This is a genomic window from Lysobacter brunescens, from assembly GCF_042677005.1.
GTDB classification, from domain to species: domain Bacteria; phylum Pseudomonadota; class Gammaproteobacteria; order Xanthomonadales; family Xanthomonadaceae; genus Lysobacter_I; species Lysobacter_I brunescens.
In genome coordinates this window covers 135,839-159,981 of the sequence record NZ_JBHTIF010000004.1, presented here as the reverse complement: position 1 = coordinate 159,981, position 24,143 = coordinate 135,839, and the positions used below count along the sequence as shown (strand labels likewise).

Below are 24,143 nucleotides of genomic sequence, written 5' to 3'. Positions count from 1 at the left end.
ACTTCGAAGCACGCCGACACCAGGAGTCATCAGAATGCTCGCAGCCTACCGCCAACATGTCGCCGAACGCGCCGCGCTCGGCATCCCGCCGCTGCCGCTGACCGCGCAGCAGACCGCCGAGGTCATCGAGCTGCTGAAGGCTCCGCCGGCCGGCGAGGAAAGCGTCCTCGTCGATCTCATCACCAACCGCGTGCCGGCCGGCGTCGACGATGCCGCCAAGGTCAAGGCGTCCTACCTGGCTGCCGTCGCCTTCGGCACTGAATCCTGCGCCCTCATCAGCCGCGAGCGCGCCACCGAACTGCTCGGCACCATGCTGGGCGGCTACAACATCCATCCGCTGGTCGAACTGCTCGACGACGCCGTCGTCGGCACCATCGCCGCGAATGCGCTCAAGCACACCCTGCTGATGTTCGACGCCTTCCACGACGTGGAAGAGAAGGCGAAGGCCGGCAACGCGAATGCCAAGGCCGTGCTGCAAAGCTGGGCCGACGCCGAATGGTTCACCAGCAAGCCGGAAGTGCCGTCCTCGCTGACGATCACCGTGTTCAAGGTGCCGGGCGAGACCAATACCGACGACCTCTCGCCCGCGCCCGACGCGACCACGCGTCCGGACATCCCGATGCACGCGCTGGCGATGCTGAAGAACAAGCGCGAAGGCGCGCCGTTCGTGCCGGAGGAAGACGGCAAGCGCGGTCCGATCCAGCAGATCCTCGATCTCAAGGACAAGGGCCACCTGGTCGCCTACGTCGGCGATGTGGTCGGCACCGGTTCGAGCCGCAAGTCCGCGACCAACTCGGTGCTGTGGTGGACCGGCGAAGACATCCCCTTCATCCCGAACAAGCGCTTCGGCGGCGTGTGCCTGGGCTCGAAGATCGCGCCGATCTTCTACAACACGATGGAAGATGCCGGTGCGCTGCCGCTGGAAATCGACGTCGCCGACATGAACATGGGCGACGTGGTCGAGCTGAAGATCGATCACGCCACTGGCAAGGTCACCGCGTTCAAGGACGGCCACCAGATCGCCGAGAGCGCGCTCAAGTCCGACGTGCTGCTCGATGAAGTGCGTGCCGGCGGCCGCATCCCGCTGATCGTCGGCCGTGGCCTCACCGCCAAGGCGCGCGAATCGCTGGGCCTTCCGGCCTCGACCCTGTTCCGACTGCCGCAGCAGCCCGCCGACAGCGGCAAGGGCTTCTCGCTGGCGCAGAAGATGGTCGGCCGCGCCTGCGGCCTGCCCGAAGGCCAGGGCATCCGTCCGGGCGCCTACTGCGAGCCGAAGATGACCTCGGTGGGTTCGCAGGACACCACCGGCCCGATGACCCGCGACGAACTGAAGGATCTGGCCTGCCTCGGCTTCTCCGCCGACCTGGTGATGCAGTCGTTCTGCCACACCGCCGCCTATCCGAAGCCGGTCGACGTGAAGACCCACCACACGCTGCCGGAATTCATCTCGACCCGCGGCGGCATCTCGCTGCGCCCGGGCGACGGCGTGATCCACAGCTGGCTCAACCGCATGCTGCTGCCCGACACCGTCGGCACCGGTGGTGACTCGCACACCCGCTTCCCGGTCGGCATCAGCTTCCCGGCCGGTTCTGGCCTGGTTGCCTTCGCCGCCGCCACCGGCGTCATGCCGCTCGACATGCCGGAGTCGGTGCTGGTCCGCTTCAAGGGCGAGATGCAGCCGGGCGTGACCCTGCGCGACCTCGTCAACGCGATCCCGCTGTACGCGATCAAGCAGGGCCTGCTGACCGTCGCCAAGCAGGGCAAGAAGAACATCTTCTCGGGCCGCATCCTCGAAATCGAAGGCCTGCCGAACCTGAAGGTCGAACAGGCGTTCGAACTCTCCGACGCCTCTGCCGAACGTTCCGCCGCCGGCTGCACCGTGCGCCTGGACAAGGCCCCGATCATCGAATACCTCACCAGCAACATCACCCTGCTGAAGTGGATGATCGCCGAGGGTTACGCCGATGCCCGTTCGATCGCCCGCCGCATCGCGAAGATGGAAGCGTGGCTCGCCAACCCGCAGCTGCTCGAACCCGATGCCGACGCCGAATACGCGGCCGTCATCGAGATCGACCTGGCTGACGTGCACGAGCCGATCGTCGCCTGCCCGAACGATCCGGACGACGTGAAGACGCTGTCGGATGTGTCGGGTGCGGTGATCGATGAAGTGTTCATCGGTTCGTGCATGACCAACATCGGCCACTTCCGCGCCGCCGCGAAGCTGCTGGAAGGCAAGCGCGACATCCCGACCCGCCTGTGGGTCGCGCCGCCGACCAAGATGGACGCCTCGGAGCTGACCAAGGAAGGCCACTACGGCACCTTCGGTACCGCAGGTGCGCGCATGGAGATGCCCGGCTGCTCGCTGTGCATGGGCAACCAGGCGCAGGTGCGCGAGGGCGCGACGGTGTTCTCCACCAGCACCCGCAACTTCCCGAACCGCCTGGGCAAGAACTCGAACGTCTATCTCGGCTCCGCCGAGCTGGCCGCGATCTGCTCGCGCCTCGGTCGCATCCCGACCAAGGAGGAATACATGGCGGACATCGGCGTGATCAACGAGAAGGGCGCCGAGATCTACCGCTACATGAACTTCGACCAGATCGCCGAGTACCAGGACGTGGCGAAGACCGTCGCCGCCTGATGCCGCCGTAGAGCGGAGCTTGCTCCGCTCATCGTGGTCGACAGGCATCGAGCGGAGCAAGCTCCGCTCTACAAAAGATGAAGCCCGGCGAAAGCCGGGCTTTTTTACATTCTTATCGCGCCGTACGAATTATCTGTATGCAATACGGCACTATAGTCATCAGGCGCCTCTGGCCACCTTGTTGGTGGGATTAGAGAGATTGGAATTGACAAGCAAACCTTATCTTCCAAGTCTCCGGTCAACAGTGGGTCGAGTCGAAGTGACTGGTGCTGGATTGTCCTTGGTTCGCCTACAGTGATCATAAATGCCACCGGGAAGAACTTGAGAAGCGCAAAAACGAATCCGTTTTCTCCTTTTCTTATTGAAAGGCTTGCGCTGCCTCGTATTACGACTTGATCGTTGCTAGGGTAGGGCCAGAAATGCAGCTGAAGGTTGCTGGGCCAAGCGGCATGAGGGAACATGAAATAGTCTGTCAGTTCCTCATACATTGTCCCTTGTTTGTATAATTCAATTCCGTGGGCTATTAAATGGCCAACCACGCTCCTAATCAGTCTATTTTGTCTTGTTTCAATTTCTATGGGCAGGTAAAGCTTGGATTCCAAGCCGACTTTGATCCTGTTGGAAAATTGGATCAGTTCAGGATCGTAATGATGTCCGAGTAGGACGGAATTACAGTTCGAACATATGGACCGATACTTCACTCCGCGCTGAAAGAATCGGCCTGTCTTCTTCTCTTGCTTTTGGCCAAGAAAGGCCATTATTTCCATCAGTCGGGCTTGCCCGACTTTTGGGCATCCTTTAGGAGGTATGTGGTCTTCTGTGAGGCGTGAATGCTTTCCGCACAGATTGCAGATCCCCTCTTGAGGGCCGCGCGTCTCTATCTTCATGGCTCACCCCAGCTCTTCCTCCACCACCTCCATCATCGCGCGGCGGCGGAAGACGAAATCCCAGTAGCTGCCGCCGAGCTGGCGCCAGAGCACGGCTGAGCGCAGGGCGGCGAGGAGCAGGGCGCGGATCTCGGCGACGACCTGCGGCTGCTGCAGGTAGTGCGGGTTGCCCTGCACGATGACCTTCGGGCGCAGGTGGCTGATGGTGTCGGCATAGAGCTGGCCGAGGCGGCCGATCACTTCGGGATGGATGCTGCCCTGGCGTTCCGCCGTCGACTCCAGCGCGCGCAGGCCGGCGACGACCTGGTCGGCCATGCCCGCGTCGCCGACGAAGCGGCGCTCGATCTGCAGGATCGCCATGCCCAGCTTGGGCAGCAGCTCGTCGCCGCCGCGATCGACCAGGTGTTCGCGCATCGTCATCAGGCCGGGCCTGAGCTGGCCGCGACCACCATAGACGGCGTCGACCGAGTCGGCATCAATGCGGAACACGCTGTCGAGCACGATGCGCTGGCTGCCGGTATCGGCGTGGCCGGTCTCGGCGATCTGGCGGACCAGTTTCAGCGACTGGACCATGCCGGCGAGGGCGAGGACACGGGGGCGCATCATGTGCGGGCGATCTCCGGGGAAGCGGATGGAATGGACTCGGATGAGTCCGCAGCAAGTGTGGCGGCGCGTTCGGCCGCTTCAAGGGGGGCGTCCGTGGCAGCGATGACCGCGCCGCCGAGGCAGACCTCGTCCCGGTACAGCACCAGCGACTGCCCGGGCGTGACCGCGCGCTGCGGGCGCTCGAAGCTCACCGACAGCGTGCCGTCGGTCTCCACCACGACCTCGCAGGCTTCGTCCTGCTGGCGGTAGCGGGTCTGCGCGGTGCAGGCGAAGCGGGTGGCGGGTGCAGTGCCGGCGATCCAGTGCGCCGCTTCGGTCCACAGCCGCGTGGAGAACAGGTAGGGCGAATCCGTGCCCTGGTCCACGATCAGGGTGTTGTCGCGCACCCGCTTGCCGACCACGAACCACGGCGCGGCGGCGAAGCCCTTCACGCCGCCGATGTGCAGGCCCTCGCGCTGTCCGAGGGTGAAATAGAACACGCCCGGGTGCTCGCCGATGCGGCGGCCGTCGGGCGTGACCATCGGACCGGTCTTCGCGGGCAGGTACTGCGACAGGAATTCGCGGAAATCCCGCTCGCCGATGAAGCAGATCCCGGTCGAATCCTTCTTGGCCGCCGTCGGCAGTCCGGCCTCGGCGGCCATGCGGCGCACGTCGGTCTTGATCAGTTCGCCGAGCGGAAAAAGGGTGGCTGACAGCTGGCGCTGGCCGAGCTGGTGCAGGAAGTAGCTCTGGTCCTTGCTGCGGTCGACCGCACGCAGCAATTGCCATTCGCCGTCGCGCTCGCGGACGCGCGCGTAGTGGCCGGTGGCGATGAACTCGGCGCCCAGCGCATGCGCGGCGTCGAGGAAATGCTTGAACTTGATCTCGCGGTTGCAGAGCACGTCGGGATTGGGCGTGCGGCCCGCCGCGTACTCGGCGAGGAAGTGCTCGAACACCCCGGCCCAGTACTCGCCGGAGAAATCGCGGAAGTGGATCGGCAGGCCCAGCCGGCCGCAGACCGCCACGGCGTCGCGGCGGTCGTCCTCGGCGCGGCAGTCGCCGCTGCCGTCGTCGGCCCAGTTGGTCATGAACAGCCCGGCCACCGACCGCGACGGGTCGGCCATGGCCTGGTCGCGCAGGATCAGCGCGGCGACCGAGGAATCGACGCCGCCGGACATGCCGACGATGATGCGGGGCGCACTCATGCCGCTGAACTCATGTCACGCGACTCATGCCAGGTGCTGCAGTACCGACAGCGGCGTGCGCTGGCCCGCCAGGTGGTCGGCGACGACCTGCCAGACCAGCGGGCTGCGGTGCGCGTCGCGGCGGGCGAGCAGTTCGTCCGGCGTCAGCCACAGGGCCTGGACGATGCCTTCGTCCAGCGGGCGCGACGGGTCGTGGCGCTCGGGCTCGGCCGCGAAGGCGAAACGGAGGTAATGCCGGCCGGTCTCTTCGGCCTTCCACTGGTAGGCTCCGAGGAACGCGGTCAGGCGCACGTCCCAGCCGGTTTCCTCGCGGGTCTCGCGCAGCGCGGCCTCGGCCAGGCTTTCATCGGGTTCGAGGTGGCCGGCCGGCTGGTTGATCACCAGCCGACCGTTCACGCGCTCTTCGACGCAGAGCAGCCGGCCATCGGCGACCACCACGGTGGCCACGGTGACGTCCGGCTGCCAGAAGCGACCTTCGCGATACGTCACTTACAGGTCGTCCCGGTCGCCGCTGATTTCCAGTTCCATGTCGTCGGCCGTCTGCGCGGCGATGTCCATGGCGGATTCGAGCTGGGCGGCGTCGAGGTTGTCCGGCACCTTGATGACGAAATACAGCACGTCGCCGGCCAGTTCCCAGCTGCCGAGCTTGTTCTTGCGGCTCTCGGCCATCAGTTCCAGGGCCTTGGCGCCGTTGATCCGGTCCTTCTCCACGCGAGCCGCGGGCGAGAACACTTCGCGGACCTGGAAACCCCCGACGCTCTCGGTCTTGCCGCTGACGAAGACCAACTGGGTACGGCCTTCCTTCGAGTAGTTGTAGGTGACCTTGTAGTCGCCGTCACCGTCGACCTCGTGCTTGATGCCGCGCGCGTCCAGGCGCGTCTTCACAGAGGCATCGAAGGCATGGGCTGCCGGCAGCAGCGCGCAGCCGAGCAGGAGGGAGGCGATGAAGGCGGCGCGGACAGGCTTCGTCATGGAGAATTCCCCTTGTGGGCGCGGCCGGAATAGCCGACGCGGCCGTGCATTGTGATCCGCGACCGGCGGGTGCGTCCATGCCCGGGCGCATGGATGCGCGGCTGACGCCACCCGGGCATCCGCCGCTCCGACGAGGTGCGCCGACCTGCGGACGCACCTGGTCGATGTCGTCCGCATCGCGCCCGCTATAATGTCCGGATGACCGGCCAGCACGACCACGAACGCGACCACGGCATCGCCGTCGAAACCAGCAAGCCCGAGCTTGCGCGGCCCCCGCTGTATTCCGTCCTGCTGCTGAACGACGACTACACCCCGATGGATTTCGTGGTGGAGGTCCTCATGCGCTTCTTCAGCATGAACCTCGAGAAGGCCACGCAGGTCATGCTCCACGTGCATACCCGCGGCCGGGGCGTCTGCGGCGTCTTCACCCGGGAGATCGCCGAGTCCAAGGTCGCGCAGGTGAACGAATTCGCGCGCCTCAACCAGCACCCGCTGCTGTGCACCATGGAAAAGACCTGACGCCGTCCCCAGTTCGGCATGAACGCGGCGCTTCCGGAACATGGCCCGGAACTTGCATCGATGCAGGCGACGAGTGCATCTTGATCCCCGGTGGTGACGTAAGGGGTTCGAAGGCACCCGGCACCTGCGATGCAGTGTTCCAGATCTTCGGTATTCCGCTGCAGGATGCACGTACCCATCCTGCGTTCACCGGGACGCGATGTGACCCCGCCGGGCACACTTGGTCCCGAACGGCAACCCCTATCGGAGGGCAGCGACGATGTTCAGCAAAGACCTCGAATACGCGATCGGCCAGTGCTACAAGCACGCGCGCGAAGCGCGCCATGAATACATGACCGTCGAGCACCTGCTTCTCGCCCTGATCGACAACCCCTCCGCCGAGACCGTGCTCAAGGCCTGCGGTGCCGACTTCCAGCGCCTGCGCAGCGACCTGGAGCACGCGATCTCCACCTCGGTGTCCACGCTGGCCGAGGACGACACCCGCGACACCCAGGCGACGCTGGGCTTCCAGCGCGTCCTGCAGCGCGCGGTCTACCACGTGCAGTCCAGCGGCAAGAGCGAAGTCACCGGCGCGAACGTGCTGGTCGCGATCTTCGGCGAGAAGGACTCCTACGCGGTCTACTACCTCAACCAGCAGGGCATCACCCGCCTGGACGTGGTGAATTTCCTCTCGCACGGCATCACCAAGGCCGGCGACGCCAACGAAGCGCAGAATCCCGACCAGAACGAGCAGAGCGGCGAAGGCGAGGGCGGGGAAGGCCGAAACGACCCGCTGTCGGAATTCACCACCAATCTCAACCAGATGGCCCGCGAAGGCCGGATCGACCCGCTGGTCGGCCGCGCCGACGAGATCGAGCGGACCGTCCAGGTGCTGTGCCGCCGCCGCAAGAACAACCCGCTGTACGTCGGCGAGGCCGGCGTCGGCAAGACCGCGATCGCCGAAGGTCTGGCGCGTCGCATCGTCGACGGCGAAGTGCCCGACGTGCTTTCCACCGCCGTCATCTATTCGCTGGACCTCGGTGCACTGGTCGCCGGCACCAAGTACCGCGGCGACTTCGAGAAGCGCCTGAAGTCCGTGCTCGGTGCGCTGAAGAAGATTCCGCAGGCCGTCCTGTTCATCGACGAGATCCATACGATCATCGGCGCTGGCTCGGCCAGCGGCGGGACGATGGACGCCAGCAACCTGATCAAGCCAGCCCTGGCCTCGGGCGAACTGCGCTGCATCGGTTCGACGACGTTCCAGGAATATCGCGGCATCTTCGAGAAGGACCGCGCACTGGCTCGTCGCTTCCAGAAGATCGACGTGGTCGAGCCGACGATCGGCGAGGCCGTGGAGATCCTGCGCGGCCTGCGCACGAAGTACGAAGCGCACCACAACGTCACCTACAACGACGACGCCATCCAGGCCGCCGTCGACCTGTCGGTCAAGCACATCAACGACCGCCTGCTGCCCGACAAGGCCATCGACGTGATCGACGAGGCCGGCGCGCGCCAGCAACTGCTGGCGCCGGAGAACCGCAAGCAGCGGATCGATGTCGAGGAAGTCGAGCTGATCGTCGCGAAGATGGCGCGGATCCCGGCCAAGCAGGTCAGTGCATCCGACAAGGACGTGCTGCAGCACCTCGAACGCAACCTCAAGATGGTCATCTTCGGCCAGGATCCGGCGATCGAGACCCTGACCTCGGCGATCAAGCTGGCCCGCTCCGGCCTGGGCAACCCCGACAAGCCGATCGGCAGCTTCCTGTTCGCTGGTCCGACCGGTGTCGGCAAGACCGAGGTGACCCGCCAGCTCGCACTGCAGCTGGGCATCGAACTGGTCCGCTTCGACATGAGCGAGTACATGGAGCCGCATTCGATCAGTCGCCTGATCGGCGCACCTCCGGGCTATGTCGGTTTCGACCAGGGCGGCCTGCTGACCGAGAAGGTCGTCAAGACACCGCACTGCGTGCTGTTGCTGGACGAGGTGGAGAAGGCCCACCCGGACATCTTCAACATCCTGCTGCAGGTCATGGACCGCGGCGTGCTGACCGACACCAATGGCCGCGAGGCGAATTTCCGCAACGTGATCGTGGTGATGACCACCAACGCCGGTGCGGTGCAGGCCGCGCGTCGTTCAATCGGTTTCACCAAGCAGGACCACAGCACCGACGCGATGGAAGTCATCCGTCGCAGCTTCAGCCCGGAGTTCCGCAATCGTCTCGATGCGGTGGTGCAGTTCCAGGCGCTGGGCTTCGACCACATCCTCCGCGTCGTCGACAAGTTCCTGATCGAGCTGGAAGCCCTGCTGCACGACAAGAACGTCTCGCTGTCGGCCACCCCGGCCGCGCGCGACTGGCTGGCTGAGCACGGTTTCGACCCGCTGATGGGTGCACGCCCGATGGCGCGGGTGATCCAGGACAAGGTCAAGCGCCAGCTCGCCGACGAGCTGCTGTTCGGCAAGCTGGTCAACGGTGGCCGGGTGTCGATCGACGTGCGCGACGGCGAACTGCTGGTCGAGTCCCAGGCGGAGCCGGAGAAGCTGCTGCCGGCGGTCGTGGAATGAGGGTCGCCGCCATGCGCCGTGAGGCGCATGGCCGGTCGGCGCACAGGCATGAAAAAGGCGACCGTGAGGTCGCCTTTCTCTTTTGAATCAGTGATGTATCGCGCGATCGACTGCTTGCCGCAGGGTGATCACTTCATGCGATACGTGATCCGACCCTTGGTCAGATCGTAGGGGGTCATTTCGACCTTGACCTTGTCGCCGGTGAGGATGCGAATGTAGTTCTTGCGCATGCGCCCGGAGATGTGGGCAATGATCTCGTGGCCGTTCTCCAACTTTACCCGGAACATGGTGTTCGGGAGGGTTTCGGAGACCGTGCCTTCAAATTCGATGACGTCGTCTTTCGCCATGCGCCTTTCGCTGCCGTGAGGGATGCCGGACCAAATGCCCGACGAAGCCGCGCATTCTGCCACGCCGGGCCCGGGATCGCAAAGAAAACGTCAATCGCCGGCCAGCACCCGGGCTTCGACGTGGCCGAAATCGTCGGTCCAGGGGCCGATCCTGCCAGGTTGTCCTGTCAATGCACCGATGCGGTCGAGGAACTCGGCGCGGGGCATCGACACTGCGCCCATCCGCAGCAGATGCGGGTTCTCGACCTGCGCGTCGATCAGCGGCCAGCCCCACTGCCGCAGTCGGAAGGCCAGCGCCGCTAGCGCGGTTTTCGAGCCACCCGAGGCCAGACTGACCATGCTTTCGCCGAAGAACATGCGGCCGACGGCCACGCCGTACAGACCGCCGACCAGGGCTGCATCCGCCGAAGCGCCGTCGTAGACCTCGATGCTGTGCGCATGCCCGAGCCGGTGCAGGCCGAGATAGGCGGCGCGCATGTCGTCAGTGATCCAGGTGCCGTCCTGTCCGGGACGCGGCTGCGTGGCGCAGGCGTCGAGCACGCGGGCGAAGGCGGTGTCGGCGCGCACGACCCAGCCGCTGCCGCGCAGCGTGCGCCGGAAACGCCGGGTCAGATGCACGCCGTCGGTGTGGAACACGGTGCGCGGATCCGGCGACCACCACAGGATCGGCTGCTCGTCGTTGAACCAGGGGAAGATCCCGTGCCGGTAGGCGTTGAGCAGGCGCTGCGGATGCAGGTCGCCGCCGGCGGCGAGCAGGCCGTCGGGATCTCGCAGGGCGTGTTCGGCGGGCGGGAACGGGGCGCGCGGATCGGCAGGCAGCCAGTACAGGCGCAGGCTCATGCACCGGGTTCCTGCATGTCGCGGTAGGGCGAATGCGCCGCGATCTGTCGGGCGTAGGCGCGCACCGAGGTTGCTTCCTCTTCGCACCAGCGCGACAGCGCCTCGGCGAAGCCCGGGTCGGCGACCCAGTGCCGGCTGCGCGTCTCCACCGGCAGGAAGCCGCGCGCGACCTTGTGCTCGCCCTGCGCGCCGGGTTCGAAGCGGGTCAGGCCCTCGCGCAGGCAGTAGTCGATGCCCTGGTAGTAGCAGGTCTCGAAATGCAGGCCGGGCAGGGTGCGCGTCGCGCCCCAGTAGCGGCCATGGAGTGTGTCGCCGCCGCGCAGGCAGAGCGCACCGGCGATGGTCTCGCCGGCGTGGTCGGCGAGGATCAGCACCAGCTGTCGCGGCATGTGCCTGGCAAGATGGCGCAGGAAATCCAGGGTCAGCGCCGGGGAATTGCCGTACTCGGCGAAGGTCTGCAGGTAGAAACCGTACATCGCGGCGAGGTCGGCATCATCCGCTTCATCGCCGTGCAGCACGCGGAAGGTCACGCCCGCACGTGCGACCTTCGCGCGTTCCTGGCGGATGTTCTTGCGGTGCTTGTGGTTCATCGCCGACAGATAGGCATCGAAGTCGCCCCAGCCGGCCTCGTTGTGCCAGTGGTATTGCACGTCGACGCGCGCCAGCCAGCCCTCGCCGGCATCGATCGCGTCCGCACCCCCGGCTTCGAGGAAATTCACGTGCGCAGACGAACAGCCGGCGGCGCGGACGAGATCGGGGATCGCGCGCACGAGCGCTGTCCGTGCCGTGTCGTCGCGTGCGAGCAGGCGCGGACCGGTCACCGGCGAGTAGGGCACGGCGCACAGCCATTTCGGGTAGTAGTCCTGGCCGTAGTGCGCGTAGGCGCGGGCCCAGGCGTGGTCGAACACGAACTCGCCGTGCGAATTGGTCTTGAGATAGCCGGGCGCCGCCGCGACCAGCGCGTCGCCGTCCCACAGCGTCAGGTGATGCGGCGTCCAGCCCCAGCGTTCGCGCAGGCAGCCGTGGGTTTCGAGGCCGGCGAGGAAGGCATGGGACACGAAGGGATTGCGGCCGTCGTGCAGCGCGTCCCATGCGGACGCGGGAATGTCGCCAAGAGACGAGAGAACGCGCGATGCCGTCATGGGAGCGATGCCGTCATGACACCCGCGCGGGGTCGAGGTCGTCGAACGCCGCGCGGGTTCCGGGCATGTCTGGTGCTCCGCCTGCGATCACTCGCCCTTGTCGAGGAACTTCTCGGCGTCCAGTGCTGCCATGCAGCCGAAGCCGGCGGAGGTGATCGCCTGGCGGTAGACCTGGTCGGCGACGTCGCCGGCGGCGAACACGCCGGGCACCGAGGTCTGGGTGGCGTTGCCTTCCAGGCCGGTGTTGATGACGAGATAGCCATTCTTCATCGCCAGCTGGCCTTCGAACAGCGTGGTGTTCGGGGTGTGGCCGATGGCGACGAACATGCCGTGGACGCTGATGTCGCGGGTGCTGTCGTCCTGCATGGAGCGCAGGCGCAGGCCGGTGACGCCCTTGTCGTCGCCCAGCACTTCATCGACGGTGTGGTGCCACACCGTCTCGATCTTGCCGGCCTGCACCTTCGCGAACAGCTTGTCCTGCATGATCTTCTCGGCGCGCAGGGTGTCGCGGCGGTGGACCAGGTAGACCTTGCGTGCGATGTTCGACAGGTACAGCGCCTCTTCCACGGCGGTGTTGCCGCCGCCGATCACCGCGACGTCCTGGTCCTTGTAGAAGAAGCCGTCGCAGGTCGCACAGGCCGAGACGCCGCGCCCCTTGAACAGTTCTTCGGAGGGGATGCCGAGGTATTTCGCGGTGGCGCCTGTGGCGATGACCAGCGCGTCGCAGGTGTATTCGCCGCTGTCGCCCTTGAGGCGGAACGGGCGCTTCGACAGGTCGGCGGTGTGGATCTGGTCGAACACGACCTCGGTCTCGAAGCGTTCGGCATGCGCCTGCATGCGCGCCATCAGGTCCGGGCCCATCAGGCCGTGGGCGTCGCCCGGCCAGTTGTCGACTTCGGTGGTGGTCATGAGCTGGCCGCCCATCTGCATGCCGGTGATGACGACCGGCTTGAGGTTGGCGCGTGCGGCGTAGACGGCGGCGGTCCAGCCGGCCGGGCCGGAACCGAGGATGATCAGCTTCGAATGCTTGGGCGTGCTCATGGGAACTCGATGGAGGTGAGGAACGCCGCGGCATCGTGCCGGGGCGGCAGGGTCACATTGTAGTCAAGCGGATGCGGATCAAGGCGCCGAGGCGATCCACGTGCGGAACACTGCAGGCTGTCGTGACGGGCCTGCCGGACGGGCCGTCACCAGTCCTGGTGATTGGGCAGCAGGCCGTGCAGCTCGGCATCGGTGAGGTTGCGCCATTGGCCCGGCTTGAGCCGACCGAGCTTGAGGTTGCCGATGCGCACCCGCACCAGCTGCTTCACGCGGAAGCCGAAGTGTGCGGCCATCAGGCGGATCTGCCGGTTCAGGCCCTGCACCAGCACGATGCGGAAGCCGAACGGGCCGATCTTGGCGGTGCGGCAGGGCAGGGTGGTCTGTCCGTGAAGCGGCACGCCGCGGCTCATGCCGCGCAGGAATTCGTCGGTGACCCGGTGGTTCACCGCGACCAGGTATTCCTTTTCGAGCTTGTTCTTGGCGCGAAGGATCGCGTTGACGATGTCGCCGTTGCTGGTCAGCAGGATCAGGCCTTCGGAGTCCTTGTCGAGGCGACCGATCGGGAAGATGCGCTCCTGATGGCCGACGAAGTCGACGATGTTGCCCTTCACCGCTTCCTCGGTGGTGCAGGTGACGCCGGCAGGCTTGTTCAGCGCGATGTAGACATGCCGGCGCTGGCCCTTGGCGGCGGTGCGGGCGCGGAGGACGTCGCCGTCGATGCGGACTTCGTCGCCCTCGGCGAGTTCGGTGCCGACCCGGGCGCGGACGCCGTTCACAGTGACTCGGCCTTCGCCGATCAGGCGGTCCGCCTCCCGGCGCGAGCAGAAACCGGTGTCGCTGATGTGTTTGTTGAGGCGCATGGGGGCGGGCGGCACGAAAACGGCCGCATAGGGTAACCCGGAAGCGGCAGGCCCATGCCGATGCAGGCAGGGCACAGGCCCGCCCGGAAACGCGAACCCCCGCCAGAGCGGGGGTTCGGTGGATCGGTCTGCAGGGCCGGATCAGCGCGGACGCGTGGCCGGCGTCAGCGGCTTGAGCGTCGGCAGGCCGGTCATTGGCATCACGAGCGACTTGCCGGCCTTCGCCTTGACCTTGGCCTGGACGAACGGGTTCGGCGCGGCCGGGCAGACGATCTTCTTCGGCGGCACCGCGCCGTTGATCAGGTAGTCGGTGACGAAGTCGTCCACGCACTGACTGCGACCGGTGTAGGACGCGACATGGCCCCAGCCGGCGTAGGACAGCAGGCGGCTGCCGCGCAGCAGCTTCTGGGTCTCGACCGCGCCGCGATAGTTCGTCGCCGGGTCGAAGTAGTTGCCGATCACCAGCACGCGCGAGGAGGTGCCGGTCTTCCACGGGCCGGTATAGCGGTTCGGACCCTTCGGCCAGGCCGCGCAGGCCGCATTGAGCCACCACCAGTTCGGGCCCATGAACGAGCCCGCGTCGGCGTACTTGCCGATCGCCGAGTACCACTCGAAGCCGTAGGGATAGGACGCGTCTGAACAATGGTTGCCGAAGTAGGCCTCGAAGCCGTTGTCGTAGAACGCGCGCTGCACGGGGCCGGCATCGGCGAAGGCCTTCTCGATCGCGCGGCGGCTGGCCAGCGCGGCCTTCTTTGCGGCCTTGTCGCCGGTGAGGGCACGATTCAGCAGGTCGAGGAAGTTCGCATAGGCGGGCCACTGCTCCGGCGAATACATCAGGCCGGACGCATCCGCCGCCACTTCGTCGTAGCCATACTCGAACACGTCGTTGCCTTCGCCGATGACGATCGTGCCCTGGCGGCGGGCCTCGGCGAGGATGACGTCGAAGCGGGCCTTCGAGCCGCGTTCGCCGCCGAGCACGCAATCCTTGCCCGCCAGGTCGCACTGGCGGAAGAACTCCAGCAGCACGTGGTAGGCGCCGACGCGGTCGGTCTTGATCTGCCAGCCGCTGCTCCACTGGCGCGGATCGAGCACGCCGTCGATGACCATCGCGCGGATGTTGCGCGGGAACAGGTTGGCGTAGGTGCTGCCGATGTACGAGCCGTACGAGTAGCCGAGGTAGTTCAACTGGCTGTCGCCGACCGCGCGGCGCAGCAGGTCGAGGTCGCGGGCGACATCGCCGGTGGTCATGAAGTTGAGGATCGGCTGGGTGCCGACGTTCGCGAAGCACTTGTAGGCGACGTTGCGGTAGACGTCGAAGAACGGACGCTCCTGCGCGGCGCGATACGGGAAGATCGGCTGGCCGCGGAAGTCGGCATTGCGGTCGTCTTCGCTGTCCCAGCACTGGATCGGCGTGGACTCGCCGATGCCGCGCGGGTCGAAGCCGACGATGTCGAAGCGGCCGCGCAGGATTTCATTCAGGACATCGCCGAAGCCGTTGTAGATCAGGTCGACGCCCGAGGCGCCCGGACCACCCGGGTTCAGGAACAGCGTGCCGATCTTGTTGTCGCGATCGGCCGCCGGAATGCGTGCCAGCGACAGCGTGGTCTTGTGGCCGTAGGGATTGCGGTAGTCCAGCGGCACCTTCACGGTCGCGCAGTCGAGGTTTTCGATGCCCTCGATGCACGGTGCCCAGTCGATGGCCGGCACCTGCGGCGGCGGTGGCTTGCGCGCCGCGAACGAAGGCGCTGCGACCAGGGCAAGGAGGAGGGGGGCAAGGCCCAGTGCGACACGGCCAAGACGGCCGCTCGAAAAACGGGTTGACGCCATTTCGCTGACTCTCCGTGGTTGTGCGAGGGCGGGGCCTGCGCGCTGAACAGCGTGTCCCCCATGCAACTGGCCGATGATAGCCACTGGATCCGGTGTCGCGGGTCCGCGCGGGGAAAACGGATCGCGAACTGGGTCACGATTGTACAAATAACTTTTGCGGTGGCGCGCGTTGGCGCCCTCATGCGCCGATGCTGCGGCGCAGCAGATGCGTGCTGTCCGCGTGCACGGTCGTCGTGCGCGAATGGATCGATGGCGTCTCGGCATCGCGTCGTGGCAGGATGTCGTCCAGAGCGCGCGCCCCTGCCATGCCGTCAGGGCTTTTTCCCTGTAACATCAGCCCCCTAGGCGAACTTCTTCAGGCATCCCGACACGGTGGCACGCGAGCTTCCAGAACGCAGCAGCAAGGCAGCCCGACGCACCGCCACCGTCGCGGCCGAGGCGCCCGCCCGCAACCCGAGGCGGCAACGGCTGGTGCGCGACATCGCGCTGATCATGATCGCGCCGTTCCTGCTGTACCTGCTGGTCTGCCTGTTCACCTTCTCGCCCACCGATCCCGGCTGGTCGCATTCGGGTAGCGTGACCGCACCGCTGCAGAACGCCGGTGGCCGCGTCGGCGCCTGGCTGGCGGACGTGATGCTCTACCTGTGCGGCTACGTTGCCTTCCTGCTGCCGCTGATCCTCGGTGCGGTGGCGTGGATCGCGCTGTTCGGCATGGACAGCGATGGCGACGGAGATGCCGACCTCGGGCCGGCGCTGCGCCTGGTCGGCATTGTCGGCTTCCTGGTCGCCGCCGCCGGCCTGCTGCACATGAAGATCGGCGCCGCGCCGGACTTCTCCGCCGGTGCAGGCGGCATCCTCGGCCAGATCACCGGCCGCTCGCTGTTCCGCGGCTTCGGGCCCGTGGGCGCGAACCTGTTCCTGATCGCCCTGTTTCTCATTTCGGTGACCCTGGCCACCGGGCTGTCCTGGCTGGCGGTGATGGACCGCATCGGGCAGTGGATCCTGAAGATCCCGCCGATGTTCCGCAAAGGCACCCAGCAGGCCAGCGAATGGCAGGCCGCGCGGGCGATGCGCGAGGAACGCGAGGAAGTGCGCAAGGTCGAGACCGAGAAGCGCGCCAAGCGCGAACCGGTCAAGATCGAGCCGCCGCCGGCGCCGGTCGTGGAAAAGAGCGACCGTGCGAAGCGCGAGCAGCAGATCCCGCTGTTCCATGTCGCCAACCCCAGCGGTGTGCCGCCGCTGTCGCTGCTCGACGACCCCAAGCCGCAGCCCAAGGGCTACGACGAATCCACGCTGGAAACGCTGTCGCGCCAGATCGAGTTCAAGCTGAAGGACTTCCGCATCGACGCCCAGGTCGTCGGTGCCTATCCGGGACCGGTCATCACCCGCTTCGAGATCGAGCCTGCGCCCGGCATCAAGGTCAGCTCGATCAGCTCGCTCGACAAGGACATCGCGCGCGGCCTGAGCGTGAAGTCGGTGCGCGTGGTCGACGTGATCCCGGGCAAGTCGGTGATCGGGCTGGAAACGCCGAACACGCATCGCGAGATGATCTATCTCAGCGAACTGCTGCGGTCGAAGGAATACGACAAGTCGACCAGCCCGCTGACCCTCGCGCTGGGCAAGGACATCGCCGGCCGGCCGACCGTGGCCGACCTGGCGCGCATGCCGCACCTGCTGGTCGCCGGCACCACCGGCTCGGGCAAGTCGGTCGCGGTGAACGCGATGGTGCTGTCGCTGCTGTACAAGGCAAGCGCCAAGGACCTGCGCATGCTGATGATCGACCCGAAGATGCTCGAACTGAGCGTCTACCAGGGCATCCCGCACCTGCTGGCGCCGGTCGTCACCGACATGAAGGAAGCGGCCAACGGCCTGCGCTGGTGCGTGGCCGAGATGGAGCGCCGCTACAAGCTGATGAGCGCGGTCGGTGTGCGCAACCTCGCCGGCTTCAACAAGAAGATCAAGGACGCCCAGGACGCGGGCCAGCCAATGCTGGACCCGCTGTTCCGTGCCAATCCCGACCTGCAGGAAGCGCCGCCGGCCCTGGAGCCGCTGCCGTTCATCGTCATCTTCATCGACGAATTCGCCGACATGATGATGATCGTCGGCAAGAAGGTCGAAGAACTCATTGCCCGCCTGGCGCAGAAGGCCCGCGCCGCCGGCATCCATCTCATCCTCGCCACCCAGCGTCCGTCGGTGGACGTGATCACCGGCCTGATCAAGGCCAATATCCCGACCCGCATCGCGTTCCAGGTGTCGAGCAAGATCGACTCGCGCACCATCCTCGACCAGAGCGGCGCCGAGACACTGCTCGGCCACGGCGACATGCTCTACCTGCCGCCGGGCACGGCCATGCCCGAGCGCGTGCATGGCGCCTTCGTCAGCGACGAGGAAGTGCATCGCGTGGTCGAGCACCTCAAGCAGATCGGCGGCGGCCCGGACTACATCGAAGGCGTGCTGGAAGAAGTACAGACCATGGGCGACGGCGTGGTCGTCGGCCCCACCGGCCTGCCGGAGACCGGCGGCGGGGCCGGGGACGAAAGCGACCCGCTCTACGACGAGGCCGTGAAGATCGTCACCGAGAGCCGCCGTGCCTCGATCTCCGGCGTCCAGCGCCGGTTGAAGATCGGCTACAACCGCGCCGCGCGCCTGATCGAAGCGATGGAAGCGGCCGGCGTGGTGTCGCCGCCGGAGCACAACGGTGACCGATCCGTGCTTGCGCCGCCGCCACCCCGCTGATCCTCCCCTTCGATGCACGACGCCGGCATCGAATGGCCGGCGCCGCGCGATGGCTCATTCCTCGATGTTTCATTCCTCGATGTTGCAAGGCCAGGTGTTCTCTACCTTGTAGATCGTGCGCTGGCCCCAGTGCAGGTAGCCGTCGCAGGTCCAGCGCTCGTTTCCGACCCGCGTGGTGTAGCTGTAGTCGGTGTAGTAGGTCACATCGTAGACGTAGCCTGCCGGCGGAAACTTCGCCGTGGCCGCGCCGATCGCCAGCAGGCCACCGGCGATCAGGGAGCCCCTCAACAGGGATTTCATCGTCAACCGGGGAATCGTCCTCATGATCGTTTCTGTCCTTGGCGCAGCCGGATGGCTGCCCGCAGAGGATCGCGCCGGCCGCCCGCGCCTGCTGCGACCGACGTGGCGGATCGGGGAATCCGGCCACCTGGCGCCAGGGCGCAGACCCTGCGTCCAAACCATGTTCAGCCAGTTCCGTTCAGACTTCGCCCATCGTTCGCCGAGAGCCCGCCCGTGATCCGAGCCGTCCGCCTGCTGCCCTCCCTGTTCGCCCTCGTCCTTGCCCTGGCCGCCATGCAGGCCCATGCCGGCGGACGGGAATCCTTCGATGCCTTCACACGCAGCCTGAAGGGCCTGGACGGCCAGTTCAGCCAGCATGTGTTCGACAGCAAGGGGCAACGCAAGGAGTCTTCCTCTGGCCGTGTCGCCCTGTCCGCCCCCCGATTGTTCCGCTGGGAATACGTGAAGCCGGCGCAGCAGATCATCGTCGCCGACGGCAAGGCCGTATGGATCTACGACCCCGATCTCTCGCAGGTCAGCACCCGTCCCCAAGGCGAGGAAGAGCAGAACAGCCCGCTCGCCGCGCTGGTCGACCCGAAGAAGCTCGATCGCGACTTCACACTGAAGGATGCCGGCAGCCGCGACGGGGTGACCTGGCTCGAAATCCTGCCCAAGCGCGGCGAGGACGCCGGCTTCCGCAATGCCCGCCTCGGTTTCGATGCCGGCAACGCACTGGTGAGGATGGAGATCGTCGATGCCCTGGGGCAGCGCACCGACATCCGCTTCAGCGGCTGGAAGCGCAACCCGGCCTTCGCGGCCGACACCTTCCGCTTCACGGTCCCGAAGGGCGTGGACGTCGTGGGCGCGCAGTGACCGGCCCGATGCCCCGGCTTTTGTCGTTGTGCTGCGCATGACGCGTCCTTTCCCACATGCCCTCGCCATCCTGCTGATGGTCGGCGGAACACAGCCTGCATTCGCCGCGAAACCGGCGGCCGATGTCCGCACGCTGGAGGCCCGCGAGCGGGAGACGCTCGACGGCGTGGTCGCCGCCGCGCTCGTCGGAGCCCTGTCCGAACAACTGGGCGGTCGTGAGGTGAAGATCCGCCTTGGCCAGGTCGACGTGCGGGTCAGCAGCCTGCGCGACAGGATCGTCAGCGGCCAGGGCGAGTTGCAGATCGACGGCGCGCCGGAATGGCTCGGCTTCCGTTTCAGTACCCTCTACGACAGCCTGTACGAAAGCGCGGGCTATCCCGAACTGAGCATCGGCATCGCCGGTCCTGGCGGACGTGCGGTACCGAACGATTCCGGCCTGATCCGCGAGGCCGAGGAGCGCGTGATCGCGCAGTTGGCCAGGGAATTCGGCTACCAGAAAGTCTGGCTCCAGCTGGACCGCATCGCCACCGTCGAATCGGGACAGCGCTACCTGCGCATCGACGCTTCGGGCACCGCCGACTTCGGTCGCGACGGTGCAGCCCCGGCGCGCATCGAAGGTCTCTACGATCGCGAGCAGAAGGTCTGGTTGCGCGTCGCCTATGTGCTCGAAAGCACGATGCCGCAGCCGCCTCCGGCCGGTTGAGCGCGCGCCCTCCAGCGCGCCAGGTGTTAACGTAGGTCCTCTTCCGTTTCCCGATCGCCGCGCTTCGATGGCGCCGCCGTGCCCGCCACTGCAATGAGCCTCTTCGACGCCCCGACCGACGCCCTTCGACCGCTCGCCGAGCGCATGCGACCTCGCACGCTCGACGACATGGTCGGCCAGCGCCGCCTGCTCGCGCCGAACTCGGCGCTGCGCAAGTCCATCGAATCCGGACGCGTGCATTCGATGATCCTCTGGGGGCCACCGGGCTGCGGCAAGACCACGCTGTCATTGCTGCTCGCGCAGTACGCCGATGCCGATTTCCGCGCGATCTCCGCCGTGCTCTGCGGCCTGCCCGAAGTGCGCCAGGTGCTGGCCGAGGCCGCGCAGCGTTTCGCCGAGGGTCGGCGCACCGTGCTGTTCGTCGACGAGGTGCATCGTTTCAACAAGACCCAGCAGGACGCGTTCCTGCCGCACATCGAACGCGGCACGATCGTCTTCGTCGGCGCGACCACCGAGAACCCGTCGTTCGAGCTGAACTCCGCGCTGCTGTCGCGCTGCCGCGTACACGTGATGGAAGCGGTGTCGGTCGAGGACATCGCCATCGCCCTGCAGCGCGCGCTCGACGATGCCGAACGCGGTCTCGGCGGACGTGGCCTGCGCATCGGCGACGCGCAGCTTCGCCTGATCGCCACTGCCGCGGATGGCGACGTGCGTCGCGGCCTGACCTTGCTGGAAATCGCCGCAGAACTCGCGGAAGGCGAGGGCGATGCCGAGGCAACGACTTTCGAAGCAACGATCACCGACGACATCCTCGAACAGGTGCTCGCCGATCGCACGCGCCGTTTCGACAAGGGCGGCGAACAGTTCTACGACCAGATCTCGGCGCTGCACAAATCCGTGCGCAGCTCGAATCCCGATGCCGCCGTCTACTGGCTGGCGCGCATGCTCGACGGCGGTTGCGATCCGAGCTATCTCGCGAGGCGACTCACGCGGATGGCGGTCGAGGACATCGGCCTCGCCGATCCGCGCGCGCTGCAGATGGCGATAGATGCCTGGGACACCTTCGACCGGCTCGGCAGCCCGGAAGGCGAACTGGCCCTGGCGCAGGTCGCGATCTACCTGGCCAGCACCGCGAAATCGAACGCGGCCTACACGGCCTACAAGGCGGCGAAGCGCGACGTGAACGAATACGGCACGCAGGACGTGCCGCTGCACCTGCGCAATGCGCCGACCAAGCTCATGAAGTCGATCGGCTACGGCAAGGACTACCGCTACGACCACGACAGCGAAGGCGGCGTGGCGCTGGAACAGACCGGGTTCCCCGATGCGATGGGCGAGCGCGTGTATTACGAGCCGGTCGAGCGCGGCCTGGAGATCAAGCTCAAGGACAAGCTCGATCGCCTCCGCGCCGCGCGCGAGGACGCACGACGCAAGGCGGGACGTTCGTGAGCCTGTGGTGGCAGCAACTGGCGCTGGTCGCCGGCGGTGGCGCGCTCGGCGCGATGCTGCGCTTCTGGCTGGGTGGCTGGTTGCTGCGCCAGTTCGGCGACGGCCTGCCGTGGGGCACGCTCGCGGTCAATCTCGCCGGTTCGTTCGCTGCGGGTTTCATCGCGATCTGGCTGGAAGGACGCGGCCCGTCGGCACTGTACTGGCGTGCGTTCCTGATCGTCGGCGTGCTCGGTGCGCTGACCACGTATTCGGCGCTGATGCTCGAATGCCTGCTCTACGCGAAATCGCAGCGCAGCGGCGCGATGATCGGCTATCTCGCGCTGACCCTGGCCGGCGGCCTGCTGCTGGTCTGGCTGGGCGCGCGCTCGGCGACGCTTCTACGCATGCCCTGACCGACAATGCCCTGATCGCCCGATGTCCTGACCGCGAGGCCACGCTGTCGGAAAAGTCCGACAAGGCATCGTGGAATGTCCCGATACATCCGGACCGGCCTTGCCCGGAAGCTGTGCGTGTCCATCACGCGGAGCTTCCGATGTCGCATCACTTCCTCAGTCCTTGCATCGCCCTCGTCCTGCTGTTCTCGTCAGTGCCGGGACCGTGTTCGGCGGCCCGAGTCGTCGAGACGAAGGCCGGAACGACCGCCGCCGTGCATATCTGCATCGATGCCCAAGGCCAGGTCGCCTACCAGGGCATGCCGTGTGCCGACGGTCAGCGCACGCGTGCGGTGCGCACCTTTTCCACATCGCCGGTCGATCCCGCCGCAGCTGCGCGAACGCGGTCCATCGAGCAGGAGATGGACCGACGCAACCGTGGTGGTGGCGTCCGTGCGACGACGCGCGTCGCCAGGCCTGCGAAGGCCGCGTCGGATCCCTGCAAGGCGGCCAAGGCCAGGCGCAAGGCGATGATCGAGCGCGCAGGCGTGAAGCGCGGCTACGCGCTGCTCGAAGAGATCGATCGCGAGGTGTGGACGCTGTGCAAGGGCTTTTGAAACGGGTGTCGTGTCACGATGGATCGATCGCTATCAATCGATCACGATCAATCGATCACGGCGAAGCCGATCATCATGCCCTGGTCTTCGTGTTCGAGATTGTGGCAGTGGAACATGTAGCGCTGGCGACCGCTGTAAGGCTGCGAGAAGTCGATCTGGATCGACACCGTTTCGCCCGGCCAGACCAGCACGGTGTCGAGCACGCCGAGGTCGTGCGGGGTACGCCCTCGTGGATCGATGGCGCGCTCCGCGACCTGCTTCGGGCTGTTCGCGCGTCCGGTGACGACGAACTGGAAGCCGTGCAGGTGCATCGGATGCGGCATGCTGCGCATGTCGTTGGTGATGTCCCAGCGCTCGACGCTGCCGCGCCGGATCTCGAACACGTCCTGTCCGTGCGCGAGATGATGGTTCCAGTGGTTGATCATCCAGCGCCCGGAATCCTGGATCCACAGGCGGAACGGGCGGCGCGCGGCGTCCTCCCGGATGCCTACGGCATGCGTCGACAGGCGCTCGGGCAGGGTACCGGCGGCGCCACCGGGCTTGTCGCTCATGCGGATCAGCATCAGCGCCATGTCCTCGCCCATCGGCATCGCGCCCGGATGCTCCATCGCGAAGTCTTCCGGCGGGCCGATGCCGACATCGTTCTCCATCGGGTCGTAGACCACGCTGCGCATCATCAGCAGGTCGCCGGGCGAGCGGTCGCGCAGGTCCAGCAGCACGTCGACGCGCTGGCCGGGGCCGAGGAACACGCTTTCCATGCGATGCGCGCGATCGAGCAGTCCGCCGTCGGTGCCGAGCAGGTGGAAGGGCAGGCGCTGCCTGTGCTCGTCGTCGAAGCCGATGCAGTACAGGCGTGCGTTCGACGTGTTGGCCAGGCGCAGGCGCAGCCAGCCACGACGCGCTTCGAAGACCGGATCGGGCGTCCAGTTGACCAGCACCTTGTCGCCGACCCAGTCGTCGGCACCGACTTCGTGCACGATCTTGTTGCGCAGGCCGAACTGCTTGTCGGCGATCGACAGCGCGATGTCGTCGATGCCCCAGGTGAGGCCCAGTGCCTTCTGCAGCGCCAGTTCCTCGTCGTCCTCGACCACCACCAGCCCGGCCAGGCCCTTGTGCACCTGCATGCCGGTCTGCCCATGCGGATGCGCGTGGTACCAGTACAGGCCGGCGCGATTGCGGATGTCGAACTCGTAGACGCGGCGCTCGCCGTGGCGAACCGGATGCAGGCCGCTGCCATCGTTGGCTTCGTCGACGGTCATGCCGTGCCAGTGGATGGTGGTGTCGTCGCCGAGGCGATTCTCCAGGGTGACCTTGAGCCGGCCACCGCTGCGCGCGAACAGGGTCGGGTTGAGCTGCACCTGTCCTGATACGGTGCGCTGCGCGTAGGCCCACACATCGGACAGCGCGCCTTCGCGCAGTGGCTGCGGATGGATGCCGGTCTGCAGGACGATGCCGGCGTCGGCGGCGTCCGAGGCTTCGCCCAGCCGGGCGGATTTGCCCGGGATGCGCAGTGGTTTCACGAAGCGGTGCCCGTGCCGGGCCAGATCCCCGTGACCCGGTCGGTGGCGCAGGCCGAAGTAGCCGGCCGCCGCAGCGACGCCCGCCGCGAGGCCGCCCACCAAGAGTTTGCGCCTGCCGGGGGCGGGAGGTGCCTGCGTCATGCCAAGCCTCTGAAAACGATGGAAAAACTCGATCAGCATGGCAGTGGCC

21 protein-coding genes are annotated in these 24,143 nt (G+C 66.5%); 9 read left to right on the top strand and 12 right to left on the bottom strand.

Annotated features, from left to right (window positions below):
- Positions 1 to 34: 34 nt before the first annotated feature.
- Positions 35 to 2,638, top strand: a complete 2,604-nt coding sequence (locus ACFQ0E_RS16125; protein ID WP_386825568.1) for a bifunctional aconitate hydratase 2/2-methylisocitrate dehydratase — start codon at positions 35 to 37, stop codon at positions 2,636 to 2,638.
- 890 nt (positions 2,639 to 3,528) lie between these two features.
- On the opposite strand, the gene hflD is transcribed toward ACFQ0E_RS16125, so the two are convergent.
- The 4 genes from hflD to ACFQ0E_RS16105 are packed head-to-tail and all read right to left on the bottom strand — an operon-like array spanning position 3,529 to position 6,287.
- Positions 3,529 to 4,128 carry a high frequency lysogenization protein HflD gene (gene hflD, locus ACFQ0E_RS16120; RefSeq protein WP_386825816.1) on the bottom strand — a complete coding sequence of 200 codons (600 nt, stop codon included), beginning with the start codon at positions 4,126 to 4,128 and terminating at the stop codon, positions 3,529 to 3,531.
- Positions 4,128 to 5,315, bottom strand: a complete 1,188-nt coding sequence (gene mnmA / locus ACFQ0E_RS16115; RefSeq protein ID WP_386825566.1) for a tRNA 2-thiouridine(34) synthase MnmA — start codon at positions 5,313 to 5,315, stop codon at positions 4,128 to 4,130. Before mnmA ends, hflD begins: the two co-directional genes overlap by 1 nt.
- Before the next feature lie 24 nt (positions 5,316 to 5,339).
- A complete protein-coding gene (locus ACFQ0E_RS16110) occupies positions 5,340 to 5,804 on the bottom strand; it encodes an NUDIX hydrolase (RefSeq protein WP_386825564.1) in 465 nt (154 codons plus the stop codon).
- Positions 5,805 to 6,287 carry a hypothetical protein gene (locus tag ACFQ0E_RS16105; RefSeq protein WP_386825562.1) on the bottom strand — a complete coding sequence of 161 codons (483 nt, stop codon included), beginning with the start codon at positions 6,285 to 6,287 and terminating at the stop codon, positions 5,805 to 5,807.
- A 198-nt stretch (positions 6,288 to 6,485) separates the two neighbouring features.
- Here ACFQ0E_RS16105 and clpS point away from each other — a divergent pair, with 198 nt between their 5' ends.
- On the top strand, positions 6,486 to 6,806 hold the full coding sequence (gene clpS, locus ACFQ0E_RS16100; protein ID WP_137850771.1) for an ATP-dependent Clp protease adapter ClpS: 321 nt from the start codon (positions 6,486 to 6,488) through the stop codon (positions 6,804 to 6,806).
- Between the two features lie 259 nt (positions 6,807 to 7,065).
- On the top strand, positions 7,066 to 9,348 hold the full coding sequence (clpA, locus tag ACFQ0E_RS16095) for an ATP-dependent Clp protease ATP-binding subunit ClpA (RefSeq protein ID WP_386825560.1): 2,283 nt from the start codon (positions 7,066 to 7,068) through the stop codon (positions 9,346 to 9,348).
- A 128-nt stretch (positions 9,349 to 9,476) separates the two neighbouring features.
- Here the strand turns inward: clpA and infA are convergent, their stop codons facing one another.
- From infA to ACFQ0E_RS16065, 6 genes are all read right to left on the bottom strand, one after another.
- Positions 9,477 to 9,695 carry a translation initiation factor IF-1 gene (gene infA, locus ACFQ0E_RS16090; RefSeq protein WP_117202246.1) on the bottom strand — a complete coding sequence of 73 codons (219 nt, stop codon included), beginning with the start codon at positions 9,693 to 9,695 and terminating at the stop codon, positions 9,477 to 9,479.
- Between the two features lie 90 nt (positions 9,696 to 9,785).
- Complete coding sequence (gene aat, locus ACFQ0E_RS16085; protein ID WP_386825558.1) at positions 9,786 to 10,535, bottom strand: leucyl/phenylalanyl-tRNA--protein transferase; 750 nt, start codon at positions 10,533 to 10,535, stop codon at positions 9,786 to 9,788.
- Positions 10,532 to 11,677, bottom strand: a complete 1,146-nt coding sequence (locus ACFQ0E_RS16080) for a GNAT family N-acetyltransferase (RefSeq protein ID WP_386825556.1) — start codon at positions 11,675 to 11,677, stop codon at positions 10,532 to 10,534. Before ACFQ0E_RS16080 ends, aat begins: the two co-directional genes overlap by 4 nt.
- 87 nt (positions 11,678 to 11,764) lie before the next feature.
- Complete coding sequence (gene trxB / locus ACFQ0E_RS16075; protein ID WP_386825554.1) at positions 11,765 to 12,718, bottom strand: thioredoxin-disulfide reductase; 954 nt, start codon at positions 12,716 to 12,718, stop codon at positions 11,765 to 11,767.
- Between the two features lie 146 nt (positions 12,719 to 12,864).
- Positions 12,865 to 13,578, bottom strand: a complete 714-nt coding sequence (locus ACFQ0E_RS16070) for a pseudouridine synthase (RefSeq protein WP_386825552.1) — start codon at positions 13,576 to 13,578, stop codon at positions 12,865 to 12,867.
- 141 nt (positions 13,579 to 13,719) lie between these two features.
- Positions 13,720 to 15,405 carry an alpha/beta hydrolase gene (locus ACFQ0E_RS16065; protein ID WP_386825550.1) on the bottom strand — a complete coding sequence of 562 codons (1,686 nt, stop codon included), beginning with the start codon at positions 15,403 to 15,405 and terminating at the stop codon, positions 13,720 to 13,722.
- A 372-nt stretch (positions 15,406 to 15,777) separates the two neighbouring features.
- Here ACFQ0E_RS16065 and ACFQ0E_RS16060 point away from each other — a divergent pair, with 372 nt between their 5' ends.
- A complete protein-coding gene (locus tag ACFQ0E_RS16060; protein ID WP_386825548.1) occupies positions 15,778 to 18,141 on the top strand; it encodes a DNA translocase FtsK in 2,364 nt (787 codons plus the stop codon).
- Positions 18,142 to 18,210: 69 nt separating this feature from the next.
- On the opposite strand, the gene ACFQ0E_RS16055 is transcribed toward ACFQ0E_RS16060, so the two are convergent.
- Positions 18,211 to 18,465 (bottom strand): DUF6289 family protein, encoded by a 255-nt coding sequence (locus ACFQ0E_RS16055; RefSeq protein WP_386825546.1) that lies wholly within the window; start codon positions 18,463 to 18,465, stop codon positions 18,211 to 18,213.
- A 249-nt stretch (positions 18,466 to 18,714) separates the two neighbouring features.
- On the opposite strand from ACFQ0E_RS16055, the gene lolA reads away from it, so the two are divergent.
- The 5 genes from lolA to ACFQ0E_RS16030 all read left to right on the top strand — a co-directional run bounded on the left by lolA (position 18,715) and on the right by ACFQ0E_RS16030 (position 22,433).
- Positions 18,715 to 19,293, top strand: coding sequence for an outer membrane lipoprotein chaperone LolA (gene lolA, locus ACFQ0E_RS16050; RefSeq protein ID WP_386825814.1), 579 nt, complete (start codon positions 18,715 to 18,717; stop codon positions 19,291 to 19,293).
- Between the two features lie 37 nt (positions 19,294 to 19,330).
- Positions 19,331 to 19,996, top strand: coding sequence for a hypothetical protein (locus ACFQ0E_RS16045; protein WP_386825544.1), 666 nt, complete (start codon positions 19,331 to 19,333; stop codon positions 19,994 to 19,996).
- Positions 19,997 to 20,089: 93 nt separating this feature from the next.
- Positions 20,090 to 21,445, top strand: coding sequence for a replication-associated recombination protein A (locus tag ACFQ0E_RS16040; RefSeq protein ID WP_386825812.1), 1,356 nt, complete (start codon positions 20,090 to 20,092; stop codon positions 21,443 to 21,445).
- Entirely contained in the window at positions 21,442 to 21,837 is a 396-nt protein-coding gene (crcB, locus tag ACFQ0E_RS16035; RefSeq protein ID WP_386825542.1) for a fluoride efflux transporter CrcB, read from the top strand. The genes ACFQ0E_RS16040 and crcB overlap by 4 nt, the downstream gene beginning before the upstream one ends.
- 254 nt (positions 21,838 to 22,091) lie before the next feature.
- Entirely contained in the window at positions 22,092 to 22,433 is a 342-nt protein-coding gene (locus ACFQ0E_RS16030) for a hypothetical protein (RefSeq protein ID WP_386825540.1), read from the top strand.
- A gap of 47 nt (positions 22,434 to 22,480) precedes the next feature.
- Here the strand turns inward: ACFQ0E_RS16030 and ACFQ0E_RS16025 are convergent, their stop codons facing one another.
- Complete coding sequence (locus ACFQ0E_RS16025) at positions 22,481 to 24,094, bottom strand: multicopper oxidase family protein (protein ID WP_386825538.1); 1,614 nt, start codon at positions 24,092 to 24,094, stop codon at positions 22,481 to 22,483.
- Between the last annotated feature and the right edge of the window lie 49 nt (positions 24,095 to 24,143).

Excerpts from the sequence above, each read along its gene's own strand:
- ACFQ0E_RS16125 (WP_386825568.1), top strand. The coding sequence starts at position 35 with ATGCTCGCAGCCTACCGCCAACATGTCGCCGAACGCGCCGCGCTCGGC.
- hflD (WP_386825816.1), bottom strand. The coding sequence starts at position 4,128 with ATGCGCCCCCGTGTCCTCGCCCTCGCCGGCATGGTCCAGTCGCTGAAA.
- mnmA (WP_386825566.1), bottom strand. The coding sequence starts at position 5,315 with ATGAGTGCGCCCCGCATCATCGTCGGCATGTCCGGCGGCGTCGATTCC.
- ACFQ0E_RS16105 (WP_386825562.1), bottom strand. The coding sequence starts at position 6,287 with ATGACGAAGCCTGTCCGCGCCGCCTTCATCGCCTCCCTCCTGCTCGGC.
- clpS (WP_137850771.1), top strand. The coding sequence starts at position 6,486 with ATGACCGGCCAGCACGACCACGAACGCGACCACGGCATCGCCGTCGAA.
- clpA (WP_386825560.1), top strand. The coding sequence starts at position 7,066 with ATGTTCAGCAAAGACCTCGAATACGCGATCGGCCAGTGCTACAAGCAC.
- infA (WP_117202246.1), bottom strand. The coding sequence starts at position 9,695 with ATGGCGAAAGACGACGTCATCGAATTTGAAGGCACGGTCTCCGAAACC.
- aat (WP_386825558.1), bottom strand. The coding sequence starts at position 10,535 with ATGAGCCTGCGCCTGTACTGGCTGCCTGCCGATCCGCGCGCCCCGTTC.
- ACFQ0E_RS16080 (WP_386825556.1), bottom strand. The coding sequence starts at position 11,677 with ATGACGGCATCGCGCGTTCTCTCGTCTCTTGGCGACATTCCCGCGTCC.
- trxB (WP_386825554.1), bottom strand. The coding sequence starts at position 12,718 with ATGAGCACGCCCAAGCATTCGAAGCTGATCATCCTCGGTTCCGGCCCG.
- ACFQ0E_RS16070 (WP_386825552.1), bottom strand. The coding sequence starts at position 13,578 with ATGCGCCTCAACAAACACATCAGCGACACCGGTTTCTGCTCGCGCCGG.
- ACFQ0E_RS16065 (WP_386825550.1), bottom strand. The coding sequence starts at position 15,405 with ATGGCGTCAACCCGTTTTTCGAGCGGCCGTCTTGGCCGTGTCGCACTG.
- ACFQ0E_RS16055 (WP_386825546.1), bottom strand. The coding sequence starts at position 18,465 with ATGAGGACGATTCCCCGGTTGACGATGAAATCCCTGTTGAGGGGCTCC.
- lolA (WP_386825814.1), top strand. The coding sequence starts at position 18,715 with ATGCAGGCCCATGCCGGCGGACGGGAATCCTTCGATGCCTTCACACGC.
- ACFQ0E_RS16045 (WP_386825544.1), top strand. The coding sequence starts at position 19,331 with ATGACGCGTCCTTTCCCACATGCCCTCGCCATCCTGCTGATGGTCGGC.
- ACFQ0E_RS16040 (WP_386825812.1), top strand. The coding sequence starts at position 20,090 with ATGAGCCTCTTCGACGCCCCGACCGACGCCCTTCGACCGCTCGCCGAG.
- ACFQ0E_RS16025 (WP_386825538.1), bottom strand. The coding sequence starts at position 24,094 with ATGACGCAGGCACCTCCCGCCCCCGGCAGGCGCAAACTCTTGGTGGGC.